At 45.7% G+C, this 25,784-nt stretch carries 20 protein-coding genes; 19 read left to right on the top strand and 1 reads right to left on the bottom strand.

Translation table 11 applies throughout. The annotated features are described in order from the left end of the window. The first annotated feature begins 80 nt into the window (after positions 1–80). From PODO_RS10205 to PODO_RS10285, 17 genes are all read left to right on the top strand, one after another. Positions 81–1,145: an SGNH/GDSL hydrolase family protein gene (locus tag PODO_RS10205; protein WP_038569861.1), complete on the top strand. Its 1,065-nt coding sequence runs from the start codon at positions 81–83 to the stop codon at positions 1,143–1,145. Positions 1,146–1,161: 16 nt separating this feature from the next. Beyond that, entirely contained in the window at positions 1,162–2,715 is a 1,554-nt protein-coding gene (locus PODO_RS10210; RefSeq protein WP_038569863.1) for an extracellular solute-binding protein, read from the top strand. 74 nt (positions 2,716–2,789) lie between these two features. Continuing rightward, entirely contained in the window at positions 2,790–7,043 is a 4,254-nt protein-coding gene (locus PODO_RS29990; protein WP_052096942.1) for an alpha/beta hydrolase fold domain-containing protein, read from the top strand. A 103-nt stretch (positions 7,044–7,146) separates the two neighbouring features. Next, positions 7,147–7,353: a tautomerase family protein gene (locus tag PODO_RS10220; protein WP_051491612.1), complete on the top strand. Its 207-nt coding sequence runs from the start codon at positions 7,147–7,149 to the stop codon at positions 7,351–7,353. Continuing rightward, on the top strand, positions 7,343–8,299 hold the full coding sequence (locus PODO_RS10225; protein ID WP_036689353.1) for an ABC transporter permease: 957 nt from the start codon (positions 7,343–7,345) through the stop codon (positions 8,297–8,299). The genes PODO_RS10220 and PODO_RS10225 overlap by 11 nt, the downstream gene beginning before the upstream one ends. Before the next feature lie 21 nt (positions 8,300–8,320). Beyond that, on the top strand, positions 8,321–9,205 hold the full coding sequence (locus PODO_RS10230) for a carbohydrate ABC transporter permease (protein ID WP_094902792.1): 885 nt from the start codon (positions 8,321–8,323) through the stop codon (positions 9,203–9,205). Positions 9,206–9,269: 64 nt separating this feature from the next. Then, the gene (locus PODO_RS10235) at positions 9,270–10,301 is read left to right on the top strand and encodes a response regulator transcription factor (protein ID WP_038569866.1); all 1,032 of its coding nucleotides are present in this window, start codon (positions 9,270–9,272) and stop codon (positions 10,299–10,301) included. Beyond that, positions 10,301–12,097 (top strand): sensor histidine kinase, encoded by a 1,797-nt coding sequence (locus PODO_RS10240; protein ID WP_076104619.1) that lies wholly within the window; start codon positions 10,301–10,303, stop codon positions 12,095–12,097. The genes PODO_RS10235 and PODO_RS10240 overlap by 1 nt, the downstream gene beginning before the upstream one ends. A 47-nt stretch (positions 12,098–12,144) precedes the next feature. Next, complete coding sequence (locus PODO_RS10245) at positions 12,145–12,906, top strand: SDR family NAD(P)-dependent oxidoreductase (RefSeq protein ID WP_036689358.1); 762 nt, start codon at positions 12,145–12,147, stop codon at positions 12,904–12,906. Continuing rightward, complete coding sequence (locus PODO_RS10250) at positions 12,903–14,981, top strand: heparinase II/III domain-containing protein (protein WP_052096944.1); 2,079 nt, start codon at positions 12,903–12,905, stop codon at positions 14,979–14,981. The genes PODO_RS10245 and PODO_RS10250 overlap by 4 nt, the downstream gene beginning before the upstream one ends. 2 nt (positions 14,982–14,983) lie before the next feature. Next, on the top strand, positions 14,984–17,278 hold the full coding sequence (locus PODO_RS10255) for a heparinase II/III domain-containing protein (protein WP_038569870.1): 2,295 nt from the start codon (positions 14,984–14,986) through the stop codon (positions 17,276–17,278). A 57-nt stretch (positions 17,279–17,335) separates the two neighbouring features. Further along, the gene (locus PODO_RS10260) at positions 17,336–18,892 is read left to right on the top strand and encodes an extracellular solute-binding protein (protein WP_038569874.1); all 1,557 of its coding nucleotides are present in this window, start codon (positions 17,336–17,338) and stop codon (positions 18,890–18,892) included. Positions 18,893–19,058: 166 nt separating this feature from the next. Then, positions 19,059–19,451 carry a hypothetical protein gene (locus tag PODO_RS10265; RefSeq protein WP_038569876.1) on the top strand — a complete coding sequence of 131 codons (393 nt, stop codon included), beginning with the start codon at positions 19,059–19,061 and terminating at the stop codon, positions 19,449–19,451. 143 nt (positions 19,452–19,594) lie between these two features. Beyond that, complete coding sequence (locus PODO_RS10270) at positions 19,595–20,767, top strand: serine hydrolase domain-containing protein (protein ID WP_038569878.1); 1,173 nt, start codon at positions 19,595–19,597, stop codon at positions 20,765–20,767. Positions 20,768–20,906: 139 nt separating this feature from the next. Continuing rightward, positions 20,907–21,638: an ABC transporter permease gene (locus PODO_RS10275; protein ID WP_256717035.1), complete on the top strand. Its 732-nt coding sequence runs from the start codon at positions 20,907–20,909 to the stop codon at positions 21,636–21,638. Continuing rightward, positions 21,635–22,417 carry an ABC transporter permease gene (locus tag PODO_RS10280; protein ID WP_038569881.1) on the top strand — a complete coding sequence of 261 codons (783 nt, stop codon included), beginning with the start codon at positions 21,635–21,637 and terminating at the stop codon, positions 22,415–22,417. The genes PODO_RS10275 and PODO_RS10280 overlap by 4 nt, the downstream gene beginning before the upstream one ends. 34 nt (positions 22,418–22,451) lie before the next feature. After that, the gene (locus PODO_RS10285) at positions 22,452–23,450 is read left to right on the top strand and encodes an ABC transporter ATP-binding protein (RefSeq protein ID WP_244886461.1); all 999 of its coding nucleotides are present in this window, start codon (positions 22,452–22,454) and stop codon (positions 23,448–23,450) included. On the opposite strand, the gene PODO_RS10290 is transcribed toward PODO_RS10285, so the two are convergent. Beyond that, positions 23,441–24,010, bottom strand: coding sequence for a TetR/AcrR family transcriptional regulator (locus PODO_RS10290; protein WP_036689376.1), 570 nt, complete (start codon positions 24,008–24,010; stop codon positions 23,441–23,443). The genes PODO_RS10285 and PODO_RS10290 overlap by 10 nt on opposite strands. Before the next feature lie 163 nt (positions 24,011–24,173). Here PODO_RS10290 and PODO_RS10295 point away from each other — a divergent pair, with 163 nt between their 5' ends. Both PODO_RS10295 and PODO_RS10300 read left to right on the top strand, forming a co-directional pair. Continuing rightward, the gene (locus tag PODO_RS10295; RefSeq protein ID WP_038569884.1) at positions 24,174–25,112 is read left to right on the top strand and encodes a ketopantoate reductase family protein; all 939 of its coding nucleotides are present in this window, start codon (positions 24,174–24,176) and stop codon (positions 25,110–25,112) included. Between the two features lie 27 nt (positions 25,113–25,139). Then, positions 25,140–25,781 carry a histidine phosphatase family protein gene (locus PODO_RS10300; RefSeq protein WP_036689381.1) on the top strand — a complete coding sequence of 214 codons (642 nt, stop codon included), beginning with the start codon at positions 25,140–25,142 and terminating at the stop codon, positions 25,779–25,781. Positions 25,782–25,784: the final 3 nt, after the last annotated feature.

Genomic DNA, 25,784 nt, shown 5'->3' on the forward strand with positions numbered 1-25,784 from the left:
TATTATTATTATATGATGCAATAGAAGTCAGATATGAGTTAACACGAACTCATTATTATTAAGGTGGTGTAGCTGCAAAGATGGAAAAGGAAGGCGTTTATTTTCACAATGTTTCGGAGCTGGTTCATAAACCCTATCAATCTGGATTGCATCTCCAGCGTTTTCCACAGCATGTGCGCAATGGCTTGTCAGAGAAAGGAAGAACCAAAGCTATACAATCGAACGGCTGCGAATTGCGGTTTGTCACCGAATCCAAGCATGTTAGGGTCACTGTCGGATCGAATGATAGTAACGGCCGAGTTGTGGTATGCAGAGGGGATTTTTTTCATTCTCAGCATTTTTTGCAGGCGGGTACGGTAACCACTCTGCACTTGGAGGAGCCGGAACGTTTTACAGAGGTATCAAGTAAGCGGCTGAATCAGTCTGGATTTTCCTCTAACGTATGGCGTTTGCATTTTGATCGTTTCGGAGCTGTTTTCTACGATGTGGATGCTTTTGGTTGTGAAGCACGTGCGCCTAGACCGGATGAGGTACCGAAGCTTACGATGCTCGCCTATGGATCTTCCATCAGCCAGAGCGCGGGATCCACGCATCATTTCAATGGTTACTTACAGCAGACAGCGCGCAGACTTGGTGTGGATGTGCTAAATCTTGCGCTTAGCGGATCTTGTTATTGCGAGGACGTAGTTGCCGATCATCTGGCTGAACGTGAGGATTGGGATTTTCTGTTTCTGGAACTTGGTGTCAATATGCGTGCTGTAGTGTCTCCCGAGGAATTCAAGCGTAGAGTGTCTTACATGCTGGACCGGGTTATCGAAAATCATCCTGACAAACCTGTGTTTGTTACTACGATTTATCCGAATCGTGCAACGTATTTTCTTGATGCAGGCCATCTTCTTCATGTCCAAGAGGGGATTTTTAACGAAGTGCTGCTTCGTTACTGTGAGAGCAATAAACATCCACAACTACATCTGCTGGATGGCGCATCAGTCATGCGCGATCTTACCTCGCTGACCTCCGATCTGATTCATCCTTCCGATTATGGACACACGCTAATGAGCGAGCATTTAGCAAAACTGTTGCGGCCCATGATCGAGCCCCTCCGAACTTCTAGTCATTCTAGTGCCGTGTCCCAAATTTTGTAATAGGGAGTTGATGGAAATGAAGCGTTGGATGCTTACCATGGTGGGAGTTTCATTATTAGCCGCCTCTATGAATGGATGTTCCTCTTCTAATAAGGGGGGAGAAGAGCAAGCTGGGGAGAGTCCAGAAAAAACCACTGCTTTCTCCATATCGTTCCGGAGCGGAAACATTTCGTATGCAGACAATCATCCGAATATCAATGATGACAAATGGGTCAAAAAGCTGGAGGAACTTACAAGTACAGATCTTAACATCCGTTTGATGCAGCAGAAAAATTTTGATTCCCAAATGATCCAAATGTTCGCGATCAACGACATTCCGGATGTCGTGCAAGCAAGCTCTGGGCTGACGAACCCTCAGTTGGCAGGTTCCGTGGAGGCCGGAGTATTCATGCCCCTAAATGAATTGCTTGAGCAGTATGGGCAAGATCTTCTCAAGAAAGTTCCGAAGGAGGCATGGGACAAGGAGACCGATGCAAAAGGTAATATCTACGCGATTCCGGAATGGCTGTCCAATCCGTCACGCCGGGCAACTTGGATTCGTGCGGATCTTTTGGAACAAACAGGGCTGCCAGAGCCTAAAACAGTCGATGACTTCCTGAATGTCATGCGTGCTTTTAAGAAGATGGGTGTGGAGAATCCTTATATGGGCCGGGAGGACTTTGTATATTCGGATATGTTCTTCGGATCTTACGATACCTTTGCCAATTTCTTTATGAAACAAGGGGATCAAATTGTCCCGAAATTTATGAATATCGAAAATATGCAAAAGACGATCCAAACGTACAAGACAATGTTCGACGAAGGACTGATAAACAAAGAGTTCGTCACAATTAATCCCACGAAATTCAAGAACGATATTCTTGCAGGCAAGGCGGGTATCTGGAACATGAATGCCAACCTGTTGATCCAATGGGATCAGCAGCTAAGAGAACAGGTGCCTACTGGTAAAATGAAGCTGATCGCCTCGCCCACAGGACCTGACGGTAAGGGGGGACTTCGTCTTGTCGGTACGGTGCCGCGAGCGTATTTAATTAACAAGGATGCGAAAGATCCTGCCGGGATCGTCAAGTTTTTCAACTGGATGGTTAGTGACGAAGCGGAAAAGTTTTTTACCTTCGGAATTGAAGGGGAAAACTACACTGTAGAGAACGGAAATATTAACTATAACAGACCGAAAACAGCCGATGAAGCTGATGAGGAAACGTTCCGTCAAATCCTGCTGTGGTTCGTACAGGATACTACCTACAATAAAGGCGCGCTTAGTCTCACACCCGAAGGAAAAGATTTGATGAAGCTCTACGACACAGTACTTGCGAATGAGGGACGCGACGGGATTCAATTTGAACCGCAAGTAAAAGGCTATCAGAAAAACCCGGACATCACTCCAGGTGGAGATAAATTGCCGCCTGTTATATTGACGCATGTGATCAATATGGTATACGGCAAAAAGCCGATCTCAGACTATCCGAAGGTGGTGGAGGAATGGCTGCAGAAAGGGGGAAGTGACGTCGTCAAGGAAGCAACAGAACGTTATAACAATAACGACGGTGTAATTTTGTCCCGACATTAATAAGCTGCATCTCAAAAGAGGTTTGAACTCCATAATGCTTGTGATTACCTATACCATGTCAGGGAGGAATTCATTTGAGAAACGGACTATATAGGAAAGCTTTTCGAGTGGGCATTAGAGTACTGTTGGCGTTGGCTTTGTTATATTCGCCTTTAGAAATGCAAGCGCTTACCAAAGTTTATGCAGACGGAATAAACGATGACTATGTTACGCTCTACGAGGAAAACTTCGATGACCCTGACAATTTTGGATCGACCGGTGGCGTTACCATTCCGGGGCCTTGGCTGCAGGAAGGTGAAGGAAACAGCATGGCGAAAACTTCGGTTTCGTCCACGGCCCCGTCCGTACCGAATCTGGTGAAAATCGATGGCAAGGATGCATTGGCGCTGCCAGTGAATTCGACGGGGTACCGCAATCTTCAATTGAGTTATTATACACGGGCATCCTCCTACATCGGAGGAAGCGTCATCGTAGAATGGTCAGGTGACGGAGGGATAAATTGGACAACGTTGGAGGAATTTAAGCTGCCCCCAGGGACGCTGGAACAAAAGAACAGTGAGCCGAACCAACTCAAAGTCCAAAACTTGGGCAGCGGAGCTGACAACAACCCGAACGTCAAGATCCGGGTCCGTGTGGGGGAATTGATGAGCGCGAATATGTACATCGATAGTGTCGCCCTCAAAGCTCAAGCGATTCCTGGAATACCACCCGCAGAGACACCGGTGCCAATCCCTACACCGGTTGAACCTAAGCCGTTTGTGGTTCCTGAAGGCGTTAAGCTGTATGAAGATGTGCTGATTGGGAACGCTGGAACGCGGCCGATTTATACTTCGATTGCCGTACCTAAGATCCCGCCTCATGCACCGATGCCAGTGATGGTATACATTCATGGCGGAGGTTGGAACCATGGGGACCGGAAGCAAGCCCTTGCCAGTATCTGCAACTATGTAACCAAGCGAGGATATATCGGAGTATCGCTGGATTACCGCCTAACCCCGGAAGCGCCATTCCCGGCGCAAATTCAGGATGTGAAGCTTGCTATCCGTTACTTGCGCGCGCATTCGGCAGAATACCATTTGGACCCGAGTCGGATCGGTGTATGGGGTTCGTCGTCAGGGGGGCATCTGGCCTCACTGCTCGGTACCACTGGGGACATCAAGTCAGGCGAGACAATCACATTGGATACTGGACATACCGTAAACGTTCCGGATTTGGAGGGGAATGGCGGTTGGCAGCAATATTCTGATCAAGTGCAAGCCGTTGTCGATCTGTACGGTCCAGCGGATTTTACAACAAATTTCGCTAATAGCTATAAATCCGTGAAAGCGCTTTTAGGCGGGAACGACGCGTTCTCTGTGCCAGACCAGGCAAGGTTGGCCATGCCTGGCACTTATGCATCACCGGACGATCCGCCTTTTTTCATCCGCCATGGGGATGTGGATGCAACGATCCCATACACGGACAGTATTACGTTCTCCAGTCAATTGAAGGATGCAGGCGTGAAAGTGGTCGATGTCAAAATTGTACCTAAACAAGGTCACGGTTTTATAGGCGAAGCGGCTGAGCAAGCAAGCGCCGAGGCTTGGGCTTTTATGGATCAATATGTAAAGAATCGAACGGCAACAACATCTGATGATGAGGTTGTATACCGCGATCTAGCCAGTCTGACACCGAGCGACGATGCAGTCATCGACAGCAGCAAGCCCACTGTAAACTTCAATAGCGCGACGGGCAGCAGCAATGGATTGTTCAGTATTTCTTCTGGCGCCGAGAACAAGAAATATGTGTATTTTAAATTTGATGTCTCTTCATATAGCAATCCTGCAAACAGGTATATTTTTAATGTTGCTGCCAAAAAGGGTTCATCCAATGCGGACCTCGAACTTTCGTTATTCGGCCTAAAGGATACAAATTGGACTGAATCGGAGCTGACTTGGAGCAATGCGCCTGTCACGGATCTGACCATTGCTTCGTTAAGTGGGAAATTTACCGTAACGGCAGACAAATCAGGAGCTCCACAGGTTTACAGCATCGATGTGTCCGAGTTTGTCAGAGACAGATTGTCCGCATCGGGCGGTAATATCGCTTTTCTGCTTGGTGATACGGCAAGCACTGGAATTTCCCTCAATGTCTATTCGAAAGAAGCTAATGGCAACAGCAACCCCCGTCCACAGCTTGTTGTTCAAGAAGCGGTTGAACCTTCAAGTGACCTTGAGAAACCTTCCTGGCCGGATGGAAGTTCTCTGAAGGCTGTCAATATAGGTACAGAGTTCATTCAACTTTCATGGCCGGCCGCCAGCGATAATCAAGGTATCGCCTCCTATCGCGTATACCGGGATAACACCCTGTTATCCAATGTTAACGATGCAACGTATACAGTCGTTGGGCTTAGCCCTAGCACGGCGTACAGCTTTAAGGTTGAAGCGGTGGATCAGTCGGGCAATACATCCGTACCGCTTGCTTTTACCCGGTCAACGCTTACAGAACCCATCATTCCTTATGCGATTGCAAACGTGACAGCTAGCGACAGCGATGGCAATATCGCAACGAATACCATCGATAATAACTTGTTCACCCGTTGGTCCGCTGCAGGTAAAAGCCCGTGGATCCAATACGATTTAGGCGAAGAGAAGCAGATCAGTTATTTAGGTATTGCCGTTTATAAAGGTGATACGCGCACGGCTCAATTGAGTATCGAAACTTCAAATGACGGTTTGGCTTGGACTACGATATGGACTGGTGCAAGTATGTTCAGGACGATAGAGATGCAACCTTTCGATCTTCCTGACACAGAAGCAAGATATGTGCGCATCGTAGGTCTTGGAAATTCTGATGGCAGCGCGTTTACAAGTTTATCGGAGGTAAACATCTATGCGCCGTTCGCAAATGGAGATACACCTGTAGCCAGCATTCCGAATTACACGCCTAATCCACCCCGGGAACCGATCCCATTCACAGCTCCCGGATTAACTGAACCTGATGGTACGGTGCATCCGGTTCATTCCTCACCTACTACCACTGGGCGCCTCTTGAATGTGCTGGACTATAATGCTGATCTCGCCGATAACGACACAGATGACGGTATTGCTATTCAAGCTGCCATAAACAGTGCTGAGCCCGGCGATGAGGTCTATTTGCCGTCTGGGGTTTATAATTTGAACTCAACATTGGATACCCTTGTCAATTTGAAGCTCAAGTCAGGTGTAAACCTTCGCGGTGAGGATCAATCAACAACCATCCTCAAGACATCTCTCAATAAGGTAAAAAACAGCACCTTGATGAAAGTATCCGGACAGCATGATCTGTCCATATCCAACCTCACATTGACTTCTACCTGGAACGGTGTCTACACGACGGATCATAAAGTGAACAACCCGGACGCAGGTGGTCCCGACAGCATGATTACCATTGCAAATTTTGGTGAGGTTCCGTCATACAACATCACGGTTGATGGGGTTACTGTAGAGAAGTATTCACGTATGGGTGTGCGTATCGACAACAGCCGTGATATTGTCGTACGCCGCAGCACGTTCCGAAATGCGACAGATGTAGGTCCGGGCGGTGCTGGCTATGGTGTGTCGATTCAGGGCATGGCCAAACAGGACCGCAACGGGTATGAGAACGACACGGTTTGGAATGTTGTGGAGGACTCCCATTTCGAAGGCCCTTATTTGCGGCATGGGGCGCTGATCCAATTTGTTGCCCATAACAATGTTCTGCGAAACAATCAGTTTATGAATACAAAGCTGGATGCCATCGATCTGCATGGAGAACTCGAATATTTGAACGAGATATACGGCAATGTGATTAGTGACATTCCCTACGGCGCGGCGATCGGGCTGGGAAACACCGGGGGTACAGCACCCAGCAATCACAGTAAGTCAGGACCGCGCAACTATATCCATGACAATACGATTCGTAATACAAGAGAAGGAATCAATGTAACTATGGGCACTCCGGATACAGTCATCGAGCGAAATGTGATTGAAAATACAACTCATATAGAGGACGCCAAAGGCATTCAGATTTTGAACGGGCCAGGTACAATCATTAAGGAGAATATCATTCGCAACAATACTGCGTCGAATTATTGGGCTGTATCCCTTGAGCATGATCCCGGCGACAGCAAAGCAAATGATATCGGAGCGGGCGACCCGCAGGACGTTCAATTGATCGGAAATTCGCTGATTGGCAATACGAACGGCATTCGACTTCTTGCTGGAAAAGGGATCATCCTGCAGGGGAATCTTATTGACAGTATAAGTCGCAATTATTTCAAAAATGATCATGTGGGAGTAGAGGGTTGGCCGTTACCGAATATACCCTAAAGAAAACACAAGCTCACTCATAGAAACTCCATATTGCAAGCGCTTTATTGTAGGTAGAATGAGGTTAGATTCATTCACTATTCAAGGAAATGGAGGAAGGCCGATGCCACATATTGAGATTAGGATGTACGAAGGCCGAACGAGTGAGCAAAAGGAGGAGATAGTCACCGTATTCACGCGGGAGTTATCCCGAATTATTGAACGGGATGAACGATTTATTACCGTCGAATTTCAAGAAATTCCCCTGGATGAGAATGCTCCGGCGAACCTGCTGAAAACAGGATCTATAGGAAACGGTTATGAAAGCTAAGTTAACTGGGGTTGACCTTATTAACTACAAAGCCGACACGAAAAGATCCTTGCTTTTAAACATGTGGAAATTCAGAGCACTCTATGTGATAGCGATTCCCGGGATCTTGTATTTCATCATTTTCAAGTACTTGCCGTTGGCTGGTTCAGTTATTGCATTTCAAAACTACAACATTTTTAAAGGCTTTACAGGCAGTGAATGGGTGGGACTTGAGCACTTTAGGACGATGTTTCAATACCAGGATTTCGGAAGAATCTTGAGCAATACAATTCTTCTAGGCTTGTATGATCTTATATTCGCCTTTCCGGCTCCAATATTGCTTGCACTTCTGCTGAATGAAATTCGGCTTGTGTTTTACAAACGGTTTTTGCAAACGGTGGTTTATATGCCCCATTTCCTGTCTTGGGTAATTGTCAGCGGTATCGCCTTGGGTATCCTCTCCCCAGGAACAGGGATTGTGAATCAGGTTTTACAAGCCTTCGGCTTTGAACCAATTTATTTTCTTGGTGAAAATTCATACATTCGCACGATTTTGATCAGTTCCGGTATCTGGAGGGATTCCGGGTACGGTACGATCATTTATCTGGCCGCGTTGGCAGGAATAAACCCAGATCTTTATGAGGCTGCTGAAGTAGACGGAGCCGGGCGCTGGAAACAAACCTTAGCCATTACACTGCCGTCTCTGATACCGACGATTATGATTTTGTTCCTTCTCCATATCGGGAGATTTCTTGATCTTGGCTTCGAGCGGGTATGGGTATTCCTGAACGCGCTTAATACCGGGAACGGGGAGATTCTGGACACTTATATCTATAAGGCGGGGCTGCTGTCTCAGCAATACAGCTATACAACAGCAGTGGGGCTATTCAAGTCGGTAGTTGGACTCATTCTGGTGCTCATCGGCAACATTTTGAGCAAAAAAACAACCGGTGAATCGCTGTATTAATCGCTCTTTATGGAGGTAGGGATGATGAGAGTACGCTATACTCGCGGCCAGAATCTATTTAATGTGTTCAATCTTTTGTTTCTGACCGCTCTCGCTTTGGCTATGTTTCTGCCGTTTCTGAATGTGATTGCCCAGTCCTTTAGCAGCTCTGAAGCAATTATTAATGGCAGGGTAGGTTTGCTGCCAAAGGAATTTACCGCGATCAATTATCAGTACGTTTTCAGCGATCATTCCATTTGGCGGGCGTTCGGTGTCTCCGTCTATATTACGGTACTGGGCACCGCAATTAATCTGATTGCGACAGCGTCTCTCGCTTATCCGGTGTCGCGGCCGGAATTCCTAGGACGTAAATACATCGTCATGATGGTATTGTTCACTATGGTATTCAGCGCCCCTCTTATTCCAAATTTTATCCTGATAAAAAATTTGGGGCTTATGAACTCCTTATGGGCACTTATGATTCCGGGAGCCATCAGCGCTTTTAACTTTTTCGTGATGAGAAGCTTCTTCATGCAGCTGCCTCAGGAGCTGATAGATTCCTCTAGAATCGATGGGTGTGGCGAGCTGCGGATCATTGTCAACATGGTACTGCCGTTGTCCAAACCGGTAATGGCCTCATTGGGGATTTTCTACGCCGTCGGGCACTGGAATACGTACATGAGCGCTCTGTATTATATCAACAAGCCGTCTTTATGGCCTCTGCAGGTGATGTTGAAGAAGCTCTTCGAGACGGACGATATCAGCATTGATCCGGCTTCCTCAGTGTATAGCTCTTTGGCCCACACCTCACCTGAGGGCATTAAAATGGCTGTTATCATTGTCGCTACTATTCCGATTATCATGATTTACCCGTTTCTTCAACGCCATTTCGTTAAAGGAATGATGGTCGGATCCGTCAAATCCTGATCTATCATAGTGTGGTAGAATAGGAACGCGTTAAGCGAGACGAATCGGAAGGTGGTATCCATGGATGAGATGTGTATTAATCGTAGACGACGAGCCCATGATTCGAAAGGGACTTTCTATCATGATCCAGCAATGCGGCGAGCATCCGTATAACATTAAGCTGGCCCAGAATGGCGAAGAGGCAATTCAGCTCATTATGGAGGAGCAGCCGGATTTTCTTTTTACAGATATCCGTATGCCCAAGGTAGACGGACTGGAGCTGTGCCGGCGGCTGTCGGAGATGGAGACGGATATTCAGACTGTTGTCATCTCGGGTTATGGGGATTTTGAATACGCCCGCCAATGCGTGTCCTATGGAGTGAAAGAATATCTCCTGAAACCCGTGAGCAAAGGGAACCTTCAAAATGTGATCGCCAAACTGGAAGCGCATAGAGAGAAGTTAGAGAGTTTTGTCTCTGTCGCTAAGCTCGATGAATGGATCGTGCGTATGGATGATGCCATCTGGACCTTGGATAAAGAGAGGCTGTACCTTGTACTGAAGGAATGGGAAACTGACTTCCTCCAGCGCAAGATGAGCCGAAGTCAGCAAAAAGAGCTTCTGGAAGAGGGCTACGCTTTGCTCGTGAAGAAGCTGCTTGTCAATTCAGTTACACCCGGTAAAAGCGTATTAGACTTGTCCGCAGCAGCTGGATCTGAGCAGTTATTCCACTGTTTCGCAGAAGCGTCAGCAGCTATATTGGAAGAGCTTCGTAGAAAGCGCAAGGGTAAAGCGAAGGATCCGATAGAGGAAGCTAAAGCATTTATAGAAAAGCATCTCGCTCAGGAAGTATCGCTGGAAGAAGTGGCGGAAGTGCTTGGACTAAATGCCTCTTATTTCAGCCAGATGTTTAAGCACTCAACGGGAGAGACCTTTGTACATTACCGCATAAAACGCAGGATGGAGAAGGCCAAAAGATTGCTTGCCGATGCAAGCTATCGGATCACCGATATTTCCTATGAGGTCGGGTATGCAGACCATCCTCATTTTACGAAAACGTTCAAAAAGTTCACCGGGCTGGCTCCTTCCGAGTATCGCAACCAGCTGGGGATCGATTGATGAGAAAGAGTCTGTCGAACAAGCTGTTCGCCTCCTTTCTCACCGTCATTCTTCTATCCTTGTCCATGGTTGGATTTATCTCCTATTTTCAGGCTTCGGCTGAGCTGGATAAGTCTTCAGAGAAGTCCATTGCCCAAGTTATCAGAAGTGCGTCTTATCAAACGGATCTGTATTTGCAAAATTATGAAAAGGCTAGCGATTCCATCCTGTCCTACAATCAAGTCAAGGAGTTCCTGGATATGGACCCGGAGGATAGCTTCTCCTACTATCAATATACGAATGACATTCAGAAGTATTTGTTTCGTTCTTTGTTTATTCTGTATCCTCAGATTAATCTGATGTACATCATCGGTGAACACGGCAAGGCCATTAGCGATGATAACTCCTATCAGGCGCATAGCCTGCAGTTTCATCCTCAGGAACGCTACCGTTTCTTAAGCGAACATACGCCGGAGAGCGGCCGCATCACCATTCTCAACACGAATGTGATGAATGAAGGGGATAAGAACATTATTACGATGGTCCGACGAATCAGAGGGGTCTCTTCCTATCGTCCTAAAGGTATAGTGGCCATTGAATTTAAGGCAGAGGATCTGGCCCGCATATGGGAACCTCTTGATCTGGGACAGGGCGGGTCCTACTTTATCATGGACGAATTCGGCAAACTCCTCTATCGGGCGGAAGGGAATAATAACCACCCTGGGTTATCTGCTGAGCACATTCAGAACGTATTTCAACACCCAAATGACTCTGTGGTGGAAAAAGTAGACGGGAAAGAGTATTTGTTCGTGTCGAGAAAATCCGAATATTCCAAATGGCAGCTTGTAGTATCCATACCCGTTGGTGAGCTGCGCAAGCCTATTTCTACCATTCGTACGACCACGCTGGTGGTGGGAGTTCTCACGCTTGTAGGCACACTGCTCCTTGCAACCTGGTTCGGACGATCCATCACGAAGCCCATCCTGATTCTTAAGGAGGGCATGAGGGAGACGGAAAAAGGCAAGTGGCGCAGGCTTGAGATGAACGGCCGTCAGGATGAGCTGGGGGGATTGATGCGCAGCTACAACCTCATGGTGACCCGGCTGTCCGAAATGATTGAGCGGGTATACGAAGCGGAGCTTACCACCCAGAAGGAGGCTCTGGAGCGTCATCAAGCTGAATTCCAGGCACTCCAGCTGCAGATTAATCCGCACTATCTATATAACACATTAGAGACTATCAAATGTTACGCGGTCGTTCAGGATTCGGATGAAATCACAGAAATAGTGGAGGCCATGGCATTCATGCTTCGCTACTCCATCCAAACTAATCTGGAGGAAATTACGATTGCCAATGAGCTTAATCATGTACTGAGCTACATGACGATTCTCAAGCACCGGATCGGCAGAGAGTTCGAAATTGACGTAGTGATTCCGCCGACGCTGCTACTGGCTAAGATGGTCAGGCTGACACTTCAGCCCTTGATCGAAAATATTTTTCAGCATGCGTTTCCCGAGGGAATTGAAGACAAGCACTATATTCGAATCGACGCCAGAATAGAGGGAGACCGTTTTCTAGTTCTTGTAGAGGATAACGGCGCAGGGATGTCCCGCGAACGGCTTGATAAGCTTCGTGAGAAGCTGAATCTGAATCAGCTGGCGGATACGGAAGGAGATTCCCTCTATCATAGAGGTGGAATCGGGCTCATGAACGTGCACCGGAGAATTCAAATGGTGTTCGGTGAACAATACGGGTTAAGTGTCGAAAGCGTGGAGAATGAGGGAACCCGGCTGATCTTATCTATGCCTGCGGAGTGAGAAGATAGATGTTTTCAGAAAAAACTACTACTAGGAGGAAATATGCAATGAAAATTGATTTGACTGGTAAAATTGCGCTTGTTACAGGGTCCAATGCAGGGATAGGCCGACAAATCTTGGAGACTTTGGCTGCTTCCGGCGCCAAAGTGGCGGTAAACTATTTGTTTGGTTCTGCGGAGGAGACGGTTGACGCGATCCGTCAGGCCGGAGGAGAAGCTTATGCTTTTCAGGCAGACGCAACAAGTCCTGCCCAATTGGACAATATGGTAAAGGAAATAGAGGAGCATTTCGGCGGAACCATCGATATTCTCGTCAACAATGCAGGCGGTATGATCAATAGGGTTCCAAATACTGAAATGAACGAAGAGCATTACAACAAGGTGATGGACGTCAATTTTAAATCATGCGTGTTTGCCTGCAAAGCCGTAGCAGCAGGAATGATTGCCAAGAAAAGCGGTAAAATCATCAATGTATCTTCCCTTGCGGCCCATGACGGCGGCGGACCGGGGGCTTCCATTTATGCAGCGGGTAAAGCTGCGGTATGGTCTTATACCAAGGGACTTGCCAAAGAGCTGAGTCCTCATGGAATTAATGTAAACGCTATCTCTCCCGGATTTATCGGTCAGACCGCTTTCCATGCTACCTTTACTGCGGATGCGGCAAGACAGGCAACGATTGCAAAGATTCCGCTGGGCCGGGAAGGTGCTCCACAGGATGTGAGCAATGTGGCACTCTTCCTCGCTTCAGAGCTGTCGGATTATCTGACAGGCGAAATTATTGAAATTAACGGAGGCTTGTTCATGCGATGATGAACCTTAAGGAGAAAGCAGATACTTTTTCCTGGGTTGGTCTTGAGGTGGATAAATTGAAAATGGAGCTGGATCCCTTCCGGAGAGAAGAGATTCTGCTCCCGTCAGAACCTGGTGGCTGGTGGCACCAATATGTATGTCCCCAGCATCATACTGAGCTAATCTTCGATGTTATGGAGCAAGATGCGTTTGTTTTTTCTTGCCCGAAGGGCTGCAAGCTGGAAGGTGAACCCTACCGGGGAGCATGGCTGGTATACCGGCATCAGGCGATGACGCGATACGCCCTGCAAGCTGCCGCGGTATTCGCCGCAGACGGAGAAGAATTCTATAGCAGCTTAGCCCGGAAGATTCTTGTCGGTTATGCAGAGCAGTTCCCCTTGTATCCGGTTCATCCCGATGCCCAACCCTGGATGCTTAGTGGCCGTGCCTTTCATCAGGCGCTGACAGAGGCTATCTGGTCCACCACGCTTATTCGGGCCTATCTGCTTCTTGTGGACTATGGAGTAACGTTCACTGAGGAAGAAGAGTTGAGGCTTCAAACATTCTTCACGATGCTGGAGGAGAGCATGGAGCAATACCGCCACATCCTCATTTACGAGAAGAAGAATGCAGAGAACAATTATACCGCATGGCTGAACGCTAGCCTGGCTTGTGTATATGCCGCCAAAGGCACCAGAGAAAAGCTTGCTTCTTTGCTGGAGGGAGAAGGCGGATTCTATCATCATCTGTCCATTGGCGTGAAGCCAGATGGCTTTGAATTTGAAGGCAGCACGTACTACCACATTTTTGTATTGCGGGCTTATCTCATAGCAGCCGAGATGTCCGGGCGCTTTGGGGTTGACCTCTATGCTGCCAAAGGAGATCAGGGACAATCCATCCGTGGCATGTTTCAGTTACTGGTAGAGCTTAGCGGCGATAACGGGGAGCTTCCAGCCGTGCATGATGGTCCTTATGCGCGCGTTCCTTTCGCCCGAGAAATTGCTGAAGTATTCGAAATAGGTATTGCGGTTTACAAAGACCCGAGTCTCCAGCCAATACTGGCGAATGCTTATAGGTATCTATATGGACAGGAATTAAGGACTGGTCTGGAGGCAGTGCTGTATGGAGCAGGTGAGAGTAAGGAACTTCAGACCAGTTACAGGGTGAGAGACTCTGTTCTACTGCCGGATTCCGGATTCGCCGTGCTCCGCCACCCGGGCAATCCGTTGTCCGTTCTGGCGGATTTCGGAGAGCATGGCGGATCACATGGGCATTTTGATAAGCTTCATATCACGATTATGCACCGATGGGGGGAGGTTGCTCCCGAGCTGGGCATGGTTCCTTATGGATCTGTTTTGCGGAAGGAATGGTATTCCGAAACCGCGAGCCATAACACGGTTACCATCGGAGGGCGCTCCCAAGCTCAACATACCGGAAGGTGCTGTCAATTCCGTCAGGAAGGCAATGCTACGTACTTATGGATTCGCTCAGACGGCGCCTATGAAGGAGCTGTTCTAGACCGGCATCTTGTATTGGCCGGCGGTTGGCTGCTGGATTGGTTTCATGTTGAGCAGGTGACGGAGCGGGATCAGGAAGTGGACTTATGGTTTCATCCGACGGGACATTTGCTGTTACCGTTCGACCTTCACCGTGTCCAGACGGACTCTCCGGCAGTCCTTGGTCTGGAAGCAGGTTATGGCTCAGTTGAAGTACTGTCCGCAATGAAAAATGAGACGGATTGTCCGTTAAATACGGAGTGGAATATCCGTTATGATGGAGTGAGCACCGGCCGGGAGTATGAAGTATCCACGAGTACTCTACTGGCGCCCGGCTCCACTATGTATGAAATCCGCACACCGGGTAATGCCGAAGACCCGAGTAGATTGCTACGAGGTATTATGCTTCGGCACAAAGGACCGTCGGTTAATTTTATTACGGTTTATCGGGACGGTCACGAACCTGCTGTACTGAAGCTAGTGAGTCAGGTGGGCGAACCGCCCCGAATCCAAATAGCAACAACTGGGCAAGTAGTGGTCTATTGCCTTGACCCTAAAGCGGGACTGATTCAGGAAAAGTCCCGGAATACGGAGGAGTAGAGATGTTAGAACCTTTATTTCAACCTACCAGCGGCGTACTCGACCTGTCATATGGGCCAGATGAACATACAGATGTTGGAGAGAATCCTCCGCGGTTTACTTGGATGCCTGCATGTCTAGAAGAGAGTATGTATGAGCTGCAGATCTCCTCAAACACTGGATTTGAGCCGGAAGGTACGTTGACCTACAGTAGAATTCCCTATAATTTGTTTACCCCGGATAAGCCGTTGGCGCCCGGCTCGTATTATTGGCGATACAGTCTTATCGGGGAGAATGATATCCGTTCCGAGTGGAGTAAAGTAAGAGCTTTTGTGGTGGAGGATGAACTGCCGCTAACACCACTGCCTTCCCGTACAGAACGATATTCAACTGCTTCCGCCCACCATCCGCGGCTATGGCTTCAAGCGGAGCAACTTCCGTCTTACCGGGAAGTTGTCCGCCAAGACCCCATTTCCACTGGCTGGGATGACTTCCTGAAGCATTCCGTTTTACCCTGGACAAAGCGCGAGCTTATTCCCGAGCCTGCACCGTATCCAGATAATAAGCGTGTCGCCACACTATGGCGGCAGATGTATATGGACTGCCAGGAAGTTTTCTATGCTGTCCGGCATCTTGCTATAGCTGGAGTTGTGTTGGAGGACGAGGCGCTTATCGCCAAAGCTAAAGAGTGGCTGCTTCATGCGGCAAGCTGGAACACGGATGGTACCACCAGCCGGGATTACAATGATGAATGCTCCTTTCGCATAGCCGGAGCGTTGGCATGGGGCTATGATTGGCTTCACGGCTCTCTGGTGGAAGAAGAACGCCTTAAGGTAAGGCAGGCGCTACTGCGAAGAACCGGGCAGATCGCATTCCATGTCATCGAACGTTCCCGCATCCATCAAGTTCCTTATGACAGCCATGCGATCCGCTCTTTATCCTCTGTACTCGTACCGTGTTGTATTTCCATGTTGGGTGAGGAGGAGAAGGCGCAGGAATGGCTTGATTATACGCTGGAATACTTCTCCGCCATGTATACTCCATGGGGTGGCAAAGATGGCGGGTGGGCCGAAGGTCCGATGTATTGGACCACTCAGATGGCATTCGTTACGGAGGCGCTCAATCTAATTCGCAAATACATGGCAATCAATTTCTATGACCGTCCTTTCTTTCGCAAAACCGGTGACTTTCCGCTCTATTGCTTCAGTCCGGATACCGTGAGGGCCAGCTTCGGCGATCAATCGTCACTGGGAGATCCGGTCAATCTCAAAACGGGCTTCAATATCCGCCAATTTGCCGGTTTAACCGGGAATGGCCAGTACCAATGGTATTTTGAGCAAACTAAGGAACTGAACCCTGACACCCAGATGATCTTCTATAACTACGGCTGGTGGGATTTCCGGTTCGATGAAATGGTTTATCGCACAGATTATCCGCAGATTTCTTCAGAGCCACCGGTGGCTGCAGAACCTCTGAAGTGGTTTCAGGATGTGGGATGGGTCGCCATGCATCATCGGATGGAGGATCCGCAGGAACATATCATGCTGTTGACCAAGAGCAGCCGTTACGGCTCTGTGAGCCATAGCCATGGGGATCAAAACGCCTTCCTGCTGCATGCCTTCGGCGAGCCTTTGGCTATTGAAAGCGGCTATTACGTTGCATTCAACAGTACGATGCATATGCAGTGGCGCAGGCAGACCCGCTCCAAGAACGCAATTCTTATTGACGGCATAGGCCAATATGCTGGCACGGACAAGTCGAAGAACATGGCAGCCTACGGCAAGGTGTTGAAGGCGTATAGTACGCACGGAATCAACTACACGCAAATGGATGCCACCGAAGCCTACCGCGAGAATGTACCCTATATCAAGCGGTATGTGCGGGAAATATTTTTCTTTGATAGCGCTTACTTTGTTATCGCAGACAGTGTCGAGCTGGAACGTCCGGGAAAATTGGATTGGCTGTTTCATACACTGTATCCCATGAAGTTGAAGGAACAATCTTTTAAAGTAAATGGTAAAAAAGCTCAGATGGAGGGCAGATTTGTCTATAGTTCCTCGGGAGAAATGACACTTAGCCAAAGCAATCAATTTACAGATGTAGATCCGAAAGAATGGGAAGGGCTGCCCGAGCATTGGCATTTGACTGCCTCTACCCAAGAGGCTGTAAGCCATCGGATCGTCACTCTTCTGATTCCCCAAAAAGCAGGAAGCCGGGATTACGTATCGTACTTTATGGACGATCAGGACCATGGGGTTCATGTCTACTTTACGAATCAGGGAATTACCCACCGGGTTGAGATCCCAAAAGCTTATTAGACTTAAGATATCTTCATTTTACGTATACACCCCATTGTACAAGGAGAGGGTTATATTATGAAAAAATGGATTGGCATCTGTCTGGCTACCGTAATGGGTGCTACCGTTATTGCAGGTTGCTCGAACAAGGACAAAGAAGAGACTGCCGGAGGTTCGTCAAATACGCCGCAGAAAACTGAATTCTCGATCTCGATGCGGACGCTGGCTTTTAACTATGTTGAGAAATCACCCGACTTGAATAAGGACAAATGGGTGAAAAAGCTGGAGGAGATGACAAACACAGACTTGGATATTGTGTTGGTTCCTCATAAAGAGTTCGAACAGAAAATGGTGCAGATGTTCGCCACTAATGATATTCCGGATGTCGTTCAAGGCTCGGGCGGCGTAAATGGCAAGGAAATGGCTGGTTCCGTTGAAGCTGGTGTGTTCATGCCCTTGGATGATCTGCTGCAGCAAAACGGCCAGAACCTTTTGAAAGTAATCCCGAAGGAAGCTTGGGAGAACGTCACCTATCAGGGAAAAATTTATGCAATACCGGAGTTTCTGTCCAATCCCTCCCGACGGGCGACTTGGATTCGCAAGGACCTGCTGGATCAGACCGGCTTGCAGGTTCCAAAAACGGTCGATGAGTACTTGACTGTGTTGCGTGCCTTCAAAAAGCTGGGGATAGAGAACCCGTACATGGGTCGTCAAGACTTCAAATATGCGGATGCTTTCTTTGGCGCTTATGATGTTTTTCCGTATCTGACTATGTTCGAGGAAGTAAACGGCCAGGTTCAGCCGAAGTTTATGGATAGCGAAAATATGATGAAGGCGTTACAGACCTACAACACCATGTATACAGAGGGTTTGATCAACAAGGAATTTGCCACCATTAACCCGACCAACTACAAAAATGCGATTCTCTCAGGCAAAGCGGGCATGTGGACGATGAATGCCAACGAGCTTCTGCAGTGGGAGCAACAATTGAAGGCTACGACGCCATCCGCCAAGCTGGAGATTATTCCTTCGCCAGTGGGACCTGATGGAAAAGGAGGCTCCTACTTGTACGGCTCCGCCACGCGCACCTACTTTATCAAGGAAGGTACGAAAAATGCTGCGGATATCGTGAAATTTTTTGACTGGATGTTGAGCGAAGAGGCTGAGACCTTCTTTACCTTTGGGATCAAGGACGAAACCTATAAGGAAGAGAACGGCAAAATCGTATACACTTCTCCTGCGGATTCCGCTGCTATAGATGAGGAGCGCTACCGCCAGTCTTTCCTCTGGATGGTGCAGGATACTACTTATAATAAGGGTGTCCTTAACATGACAGAAGAAGGCAGAAGCTTGATCAATGTATATGATACTATTCTGGCTAACGAAGGCCGTGACGGAATTCAGTTCGACCCGCGGCTAGATGCCTTGGTGAAGAATCCAGACATTGCACCTAACTCGGACACGGCTCCTCCGGTACTGCTGACGCACATGGTAAAGATGGTATATGGCAAGGAACCTATCAGCGACTGGCCGAAGGTTGTGGAAGAGTGGCTTTCCAAGGGCGGCAACGATGTCATCAAGGAAGCTACGGAAAAATATAATAACAAAGTTGGCGTCACCATGCCACGCAGATAAACTTATCCTCCAGGGGGTTGGAATTCAATTTAAGGGCTGCCGGGAGGTAGCCTTTTTAGTTAGGGCCAGTTTACTTTAATGCAATATCCAAAGTATGGATTATATGGTAAGTTAAATAGAGACATTCTAATGAATCATATAAAAGAAATGGAGTGATTTCATAAAGATGCGGCATTCAAAATTTTTATATTATCTTGTCTGGATCATAGTGGGGGCGCTCTTATTACATTATGGCAACTCGCTAATTAGCCATTACACTGAAGAGGCACAAAAGAACTATCAATTAGAAAATACTGTGTGGATCACGGCTATTGTCCCGTTTGTCTATGGGATCTATCTGGCGTTGTTAGAAGGATTACCTAAAGCTTTTATTGTTAATTGGCCGCTGTTGTTTATTGTGTTTCTTCCAAGTTTTCTTCTGCTTATGTATCCGATTTTAGTAATGTATTTTAACATTTCGAACATAGAGATTTACAAATTTGCAAGCATACATGATGGGGTAGTATTTGGTCTGGTTAGTGGAATGGCACTAGTTAAATCTCTAACGACAAACCGTTAACGAGATTACAGCATTGCTGTTACAGAATTATTGGAGCAGTATAAAATAGTTATATGCAAAATCACCCTTTCAATTATTTGGGTTTTATTGCAAGATATTTATGCATCATGTATTTTATTGAATAATAAGGGGGAGTGCGAATAATGTTATCATCCACAGAGCTTAGCAAGCTGAACGAAGTGAATTACAGGGAGGACCGATTAGAGGCACTTAATCATTTTTATGAGGATCTCTGTAATAAGAAAGTAGCCGATGGCTATATTTATTCTCTTAGTCGTTATGGAAAAATATTTGCTAATGGAGCGGGGGGACGCTTCAGTTACGAAGAAGATAGCGACCAAGAATTGAAAACGGATACAATTTTTCGAATCGCTTCTATTACCAAGCTGTTTACGGCAACAGCGATCTGGCAGCTTGCAGATGATGGAAAAATTTTTATGGGACAACCAGTTAGTTCTATTCTTCCAGAGTTTGATGCCGACCCTTTTAAGCCGATTACAATTGCTCATTTACTGACTCATACCTCCGGCATCGCACCTGATCATGGAACTATAAGTGATACTTACTATAAAAGTGCATGGTGGTATATTTATGAATCAGAGCTTGGAAAAGAAAACTGGATTAAAGCTGGACTTTCCTATGGCATTCGTTTTCCGGTAGGGACTCAATGGATGTATTCCTCGTTTGGATACGTGGTTCTTGGTGCAATTATTGAGAAAATAACAGGTGTTTTTGCAGAAGATTACATAATGGACCACATTGTAAAACCGTTAGGCATGACAGATACTTTCTTTGATATACCGCCTGAGAAAGCTGGTAGGATCGCTATTCGTTCGGAAGAAGCCAAGGAATATCTTCAGAAGCTGCAAAACGGGGAAATTACGGATGAAGAACAAAGGTCTGAGGAAGAAATCAAGACTCCCGGAACTGGTGGGGGACTGTATTCAACCGTTAATGATCTACAAAAGTTCGGAATCATGCTGCTTAACCATGGGGAATACGAAGGGGGTCATGTCTTAAGTCGGATGGCTGTTCAGAGAATGACCAAGCGGTTCAATTCTGAAAAAATTCCAAACTACGCATGGGGAGATGGAGGAGCGGATAGACCATACGGTCTTGGGCCAGACCTTCGATATAATGAAAGTACATCTTATTCTGAAGGCACTTTTTTTCACGAAGGATGGGGGTCTTGTTCTTTGGTCGTTGATCCGGTAGAAAAGCTGATTGCCGTTTGGTATATCCCTTTTCATAAAAATATATGGGACGGTAGAGGGATTTTCGGTACAAACAATGTGATCTGGTCCGGACTCGAATAAGAAAAAGACTTTTTTTATGTGATATCTATAGATAGGCAGGATGTGACTTATGTTTGAGATGATAAAGCACCGCTTTCGCATTATGAGGGCGGTTGCTTTTGTTACTTATAAGGAATGGAGTGCGTACAGGACGCATTCGATGGTTTCTATTTTTGTAGGCCCAGTGTACTTTTTAGTGCAGTATTATATATGGAGCGCTGTTTATAGCGGGGAATCTTACATCAACGGGATGTCACTCTCCCAAATGCTTTCCTATTTTTGTGCTACGATGTTGATCAACTATCTGACTATGGATTTTGCCGATTGGAATTTACAAATGCTTATTCGTACCGGGAAATTCATTACGTTTTCGTTAAGACCGCTAAATCATATGTTCTTTGCTTTATCTCAGAAGGCAGGGCATAGGGTACTTGGGCTTTTGTTTGAATTTTTACCTTGCTTTATGATCTTTTTCTTTATTTTTCATATTGATGTCTTACCCGCAAATTTACTATACGCGATTCTTTCAATAGCTATGGCGTTTATGATGAATTTTTTCATTCATTATAGTATTGGAATGGTCGCCTTTTGGATGGTGCAATCCTCTAGTATTCGTAATTTTTTTAATCTCTGCGAAGGGATATTTTCAGGATCGCTGATTCCATTAGTATTTTTCCCAAAATCCTTACAAATGGCATCCTTTTTCTTACCCTTTCAATATACGGCCTTTCTTCCAGCAATGGTCTATACAGGTAGCTATACTTTAGCTGATATAAGCTTACCTATTCCTCAAGTGTTATTGCTGCAGCTCATAGCCGTAATTATTGCCGGAGTTGTCTGCCGGGTGCTGTATGCGGTGTCGCTTAAGCATTTTACGGGGGTGGGCGCATGAAACGTATGTATCAAATATATAAAACCTGCATGAAGGCGAATATTGCTTCTGCTATCACTTATCGTGTTAACTTTATTTTTAATAGTCTTATCATGCTCATAGGGAATGTGCTGTTTCCTCTAGTAACGGTATTTATTTATAATTCGAATGCTTCATTTGCAGGATGGACCTTTAAAGAGGCGCTGTTAATTCAATCCGTTTTTATTCTGTCTACGGCTTGTGCCGGGATTTTTTTTAACGGAATTATGTGGAATACGATGTCTCATGTTGTAGAAGGGACTTTGGAAGTGGTATTAATTAAACCGACCTCGAGCCTTTTTCTGCTGTTGGCCAGATCTTTTGAGTTCGAAAGTATCGGGCTTTTAGGTGGAGGAGTAATCATGTTCGTATACGCACTTAGCGGAATCGATGGGATGACCATAGGCTCTTGGTTATTGTTCCTGTTGTTGTTTGGTGCAGGGCTGCTTGTTATGTTCGGTGTGGCGCTTATTGTGGCAGCGATTTCCTTCAAATGGGTGGCGAATTCCCGCTTGCCGGAGATGTTTGAGAGCATTAAGTCTTTTGGACGTTATCCAGGGACGATTTTTCCTAAGGCAGTCGTAGCTGTGAGTTCTTTTCTGTTTCCGGTCTCCATGATTGCCTACTTTCCAGCATCTACACTGATTGGCCGATGGGAACCCTATTTTTTTATAGCGATTATTCCTTGTGTATTATTTGCTGCCTTCGGAATTTGGCTCTATACATATATGCTTCGCAGTTACAAAAGCGCCGGAGGATAAAAGATTAGTTAAGATCTAAGAAGGAGAATTTCACTTGGACATTATTACCGTCAAGAACTTAACCAAGCAATATGAAACCTATCACCGTGGACAAGATGCAAAAAGTGTATTTAAAAGTCTGTTTCACCGTGAAAAATCGATAATTACCTCTGTAGAAGATCTTTCGTTTAGTGTTGGAAAAGGAGAAATCATTGGCATTCTGGGTCCAAACGGTGCAGGGAAATCTACGACTATTAAAATGCTGACAGGCGTTCTCTATCCTACCTCGGGCGAAATAAATGTTCTAGGGTACAACCCTCATAAGCAGAAAAATCAATATGTAAAACAAATCGGGGTATTGTTCGGACAGAAATCGCAGTTAATATGGGACATTCCCCCTTTGGATAGCTTTTATATGAACAAGGAAATCTATGATATTCCTACGAACGACTTTCGTACAAGACTAGACCAATTTGTAAACATGTTTGAGATTGGCGATATTATTACTAAGCCCACGCGCACCCTTTCCCTGGGAGAACGAATGAAATGCGAGTTTATTATGGCGATGCTTCATTCACCACCTGTGGTTTTTTTAGATGAGCCAACGATCGGGCTGGATGTAATAGCTAAACAAAGAATCAGAGAATTCATTAAGCAAATGAATCAGGAAGGCACCACATTTATTCTGACAACACATGACTTGGAAGATGTAGAGCGTTTGGTTCAAAGAGTACTTATAATTCATCAAGGGAAAAAAGTATATGACGACAAGTTCTCTGAACTTCGACTGCATCTGGGTGCCCAAAAAGTAGTTAGGCTTTCAGCCGCCACAACTATTGGAAATATTGATCTGCCTGGCACTCAGATATCGGAAAGAATATCGGATTACGAAGTGGAGCTGCTGATCGATACCGAGCAATGTAAAATGGGCGAGTTTCTGCATATTCTTAGCGAAAAGGTAGAGATCCTTGATATATCCATTAAGGAGATTCCCATTGAAAAAATTATCAGCTCCATTTATGAGATGGATATGGGAGAACATATTCAAGCTTGAGAACGGATCATCTGCAGATTTAGATCGAGCATGGACCATAACTTTTCAGTGATTTCTTTTGCAGAGCAAGGATTACTATGGGTAAACCACCATTCAATCACTCCGACAGTCGCCGAACTTAAAAATTGCACAGATATATCTTTACTCAGCTCATCGAGATTAAAATTGTTTTCTAAAAATTGTACCTTAATCTGCTCATTTATCATTTCTTGTAATTGGTTTCTAAAGGAGAGCAGAGCTTTGTTTCTTAATAAAGTCTTATAAAAAAGAGCATTCTCCTCCAATTGTTCCAGCGTGCGGAGCAATGACGCCTTCGAGGGATTGGGTTCGGTTTCATCCTCCACTGCGGAGCAGCTTTCGATTAGTTGCTGGAGCTGAGCCTCCAGGCATTTATCCATCAGATCGTATTTGTCCGCATAATGGGAATAAATCGTTCCGCGGTTTACATCAGCACGCTCTGCGATTTCGTTGATCGTTATTTTTTCAAAATCTTTTTCAGCCATCAGTTGAATTAATGCATTCATGATGGCTGTTTGGTTTTTTTTAATTCTTCTATCCATGATAAGACTCCCTTTTTATTAAACAATGTATTGTATTTTGTTGAAAAATCAACAAAACCAGTCAAACTAACGATTGAACCCTACCGGAGATGTGATAATCTGATTTTATCGAACAGTTGATCAAAATTCAACAAATGTCTAAAAAGGGATAGAGGAGCTAAATATGAGAGTTTTAGTTTTTGGAGCGGGAGTATTAGGCAGCTATCTTGCGCATGTTCTAGTGCGTGGGGGAAATGATGTCACCATGCTTGCCAGAGGAAAGCGAGCAGAGCAATTGACGAAAGACGGACTTGTGCTTCGCCATTATTTTCAAATTAAAAACACTGTGGATACAGTAAAGGTCATCTCTACGCTTCGATTCGATGATCTCTATGATCTTATTTTTGTTGTTATGAAATATAATGATTTTCCATCTGTGTTACCTATTCTAGCTGAGAATCAGAGTCTGAATATAATTCTTGTGGGGAACAATGGCGATGCTCTTGGCATGCAAAAGGATCTCCAGGAAATGAGCAATGTGAGGAAAAATATACTCTTCGGATTTCAACTTAGTGCAGGAATTCGGGAAACGAGCGGTCGCGTTATTAAAATACACGCAGGAGGGCAAATGGTACTTGGCAGTTTAGACGGTGAGATTCCAATAAAACACTTACTGGAAAAAGCGTTTGAGAACGCTAAGTATAAGCTAACTTATCATGAGGATATGGATGCTTGGCTCAAAAGTCATATCGTGCCAATAGTGGCTTTGAACTCCCTTAGTTATCTGCATGACGGGGATTTGAAAAAGGTATCTAAAGATAAGAAGCTATTAAAACAAGCCATTTCAGTAATGGACGAGGGGTTTCAAATCATGGAGCAATTAAGCTATACTGTTACTCCAGCAGGTCAAGTTAACTTTGTTCGAAAGCACAAGCAGGCTGTATATTATGGTCTGGCAATAATTCATAAATTACCGTTTATGAAATTAGTGGACGGTTCTTTCAGCGAAATAGCGGCTTTGTTTAATTCATTTGATATTTTGAAGCAACAAGCAAACATTGCAACGCCCAATTGGGATCAACTTAAAAAACAAGCGTTTTCGAAGTTTAATGCAAATGTATAACAATCTTGTTCAGGAGGTATACAATCGATGGCTATATATTTTATAAGGCATGGAATAGATGATGAAGGCTTTCGTGGGGGTTGGAGTCAACGTGGACTTGTAGTAGAGGGATATAGACAAGCCGAACGTCTTGGATATTATCTTAAGGAAAATCAATCTAGCTTTAACATAACCCGTATTCTTTGTAGTGATTTGCAACGTGCGTTAGATACAGCAAATGAGATCGCCAGAGAGCTTGATTTGCCTGTTGAAAGCAGCCAGTATTGGAGAGAAACGAACAATGGTGTAATCGCTGGAATGCCTCATGAAATCGTAAATGAACGATACCCGGGTCTTTATTTCTCGGCTTTAAGAATGGATGAGAGATTTCCAGGAGGAGAAAGTCCTCAGGAATTTTTTACGCGAATAAGTTCAAGTTTCTCAAAACTATGTAATGAACTGGAGAGTACTGATCCAAATGAAAATGTAATTGTGGTCACTCATGGTGGCGTAATTAATGTTATATACCATATTTTAAAAGGGCTAACGTGGACGAATAAGAATGCTCATTTCCCGACTTCATATACTAGTATTCATAAAATAGAGTATCAAGTAGATAAGTGGGCAGTTACAGCAGAAAATCTTACGGAACATATATCAAGTGATCAGGCTGCTGGTATGGCCAATTGATTG

It is taken from the genome of Paenibacillus odorifer (genome assembly GCF_000758725.1).
GTDB classification, from domain to species: Bacteria; Bacillota; Bacilli; order Paenibacillales; family Paenibacillaceae; genus Paenibacillus_AQ; species Paenibacillus_AQ odorifer.

Bases quoted from the DNA above. Each gene is read 5' to 3' on its own strand.
- PODO_RS10205 (WP_038569861.1), top strand. From the start codon at position 81: ATGGAAAAGGAAGGCGTTTATTTTCACAATGTTTCGGAGCTGGTTCAT.
- PODO_RS10210 (WP_038569863.1), top strand. From the start codon at position 1,162: ATGAAGCGTTGGATGCTTACCATGGTGGGAGTTTCATTATTAGCCGCC.
- PODO_RS10220 (WP_051491612.1), top strand. From the start codon at position 7,147: ATGCCACATATTGAGATTAGGATGTACGAAGGCCGAACGAGTGAGCAA.
- PODO_RS10225 (WP_036689353.1), top strand. From the start codon at position 7,343: ATGAAAGCTAAGTTAACTGGGGTTGACCTTATTAACTACAAAGCCGAC.
- PODO_RS10230 (WP_094902792.1), top strand. From the start codon at position 8,321: ATGATGAGAGTACGCTATACTCGCGGCCAGAATCTATTTAATGTGTTC.
- PODO_RS10235 (WP_038569866.1), top strand. From the start codon at position 9,270: ATGAGATGTGTATTAATCGTAGACGACGAGCCCATGATTCGAAAGGGA.
- PODO_RS10240 (WP_076104619.1), top strand. From the start codon at position 10,301: ATGAGAAAGAGTCTGTCGAACAAGCTGTTCGCCTCCTTTCTCACCGTC.
- PODO_RS10245 (WP_036689358.1), top strand. From the start codon at position 12,145: ATGAAAATTGATTTGACTGGTAAAATTGCGCTTGTTACAGGGTCCAAT.
- PODO_RS10250 (WP_052096944.1), top strand. From the start codon at position 12,903: ATGATGAACCTTAAGGAGAAAGCAGATACTTTTTCCTGGGTTGGTCTT.
- PODO_RS10255 (WP_038569870.1), top strand. From the start codon at position 14,984: ATGTTAGAACCTTTATTTCAACCTACCAGCGGCGTACTCGACCTGTCA.
- PODO_RS10260 (WP_038569874.1), top strand. From the start codon at position 17,336: ATGAAAAAATGGATTGGCATCTGTCTGGCTACCGTAATGGGTGCTACC.
- PODO_RS10265 (WP_038569876.1), top strand. From the start codon at position 19,059: ATGCGGCATTCAAAATTTTTATATTATCTTGTCTGGATCATAGTGGGG.
- PODO_RS10270 (WP_038569878.1), top strand. From the start codon at position 19,595: ATGTTATCATCCACAGAGCTTAGCAAGCTGAACGAAGTGAATTACAGG.
- PODO_RS10275 (WP_256717035.1), top strand. From the start codon at position 20,907: ATGGTTTCTATTTTTGTAGGCCCAGTGTACTTTTTAGTGCAGTATTAT.
- PODO_RS10280 (WP_038569881.1), top strand. From the start codon at position 21,635: ATGAAACGTATGTATCAAATATATAAAACCTGCATGAAGGCGAATATT.
- PODO_RS10290 (WP_036689376.1), bottom strand. From the start codon at position 24,010: ATGGATAGAAGAATTAAAAAAAACCAAACAGCCATCATGAATGCATTA.
- PODO_RS10295 (WP_038569884.1), top strand. From the start codon at position 24,174: ATGAGAGTTTTAGTTTTTGGAGCGGGAGTATTAGGCAGCTATCTTGCG.
- PODO_RS10300 (WP_036689381.1), top strand. From the start codon at position 25,140: ATGGCTATATATTTTATAAGGCATGGAATAGATGATGAAGGCTTTCGT.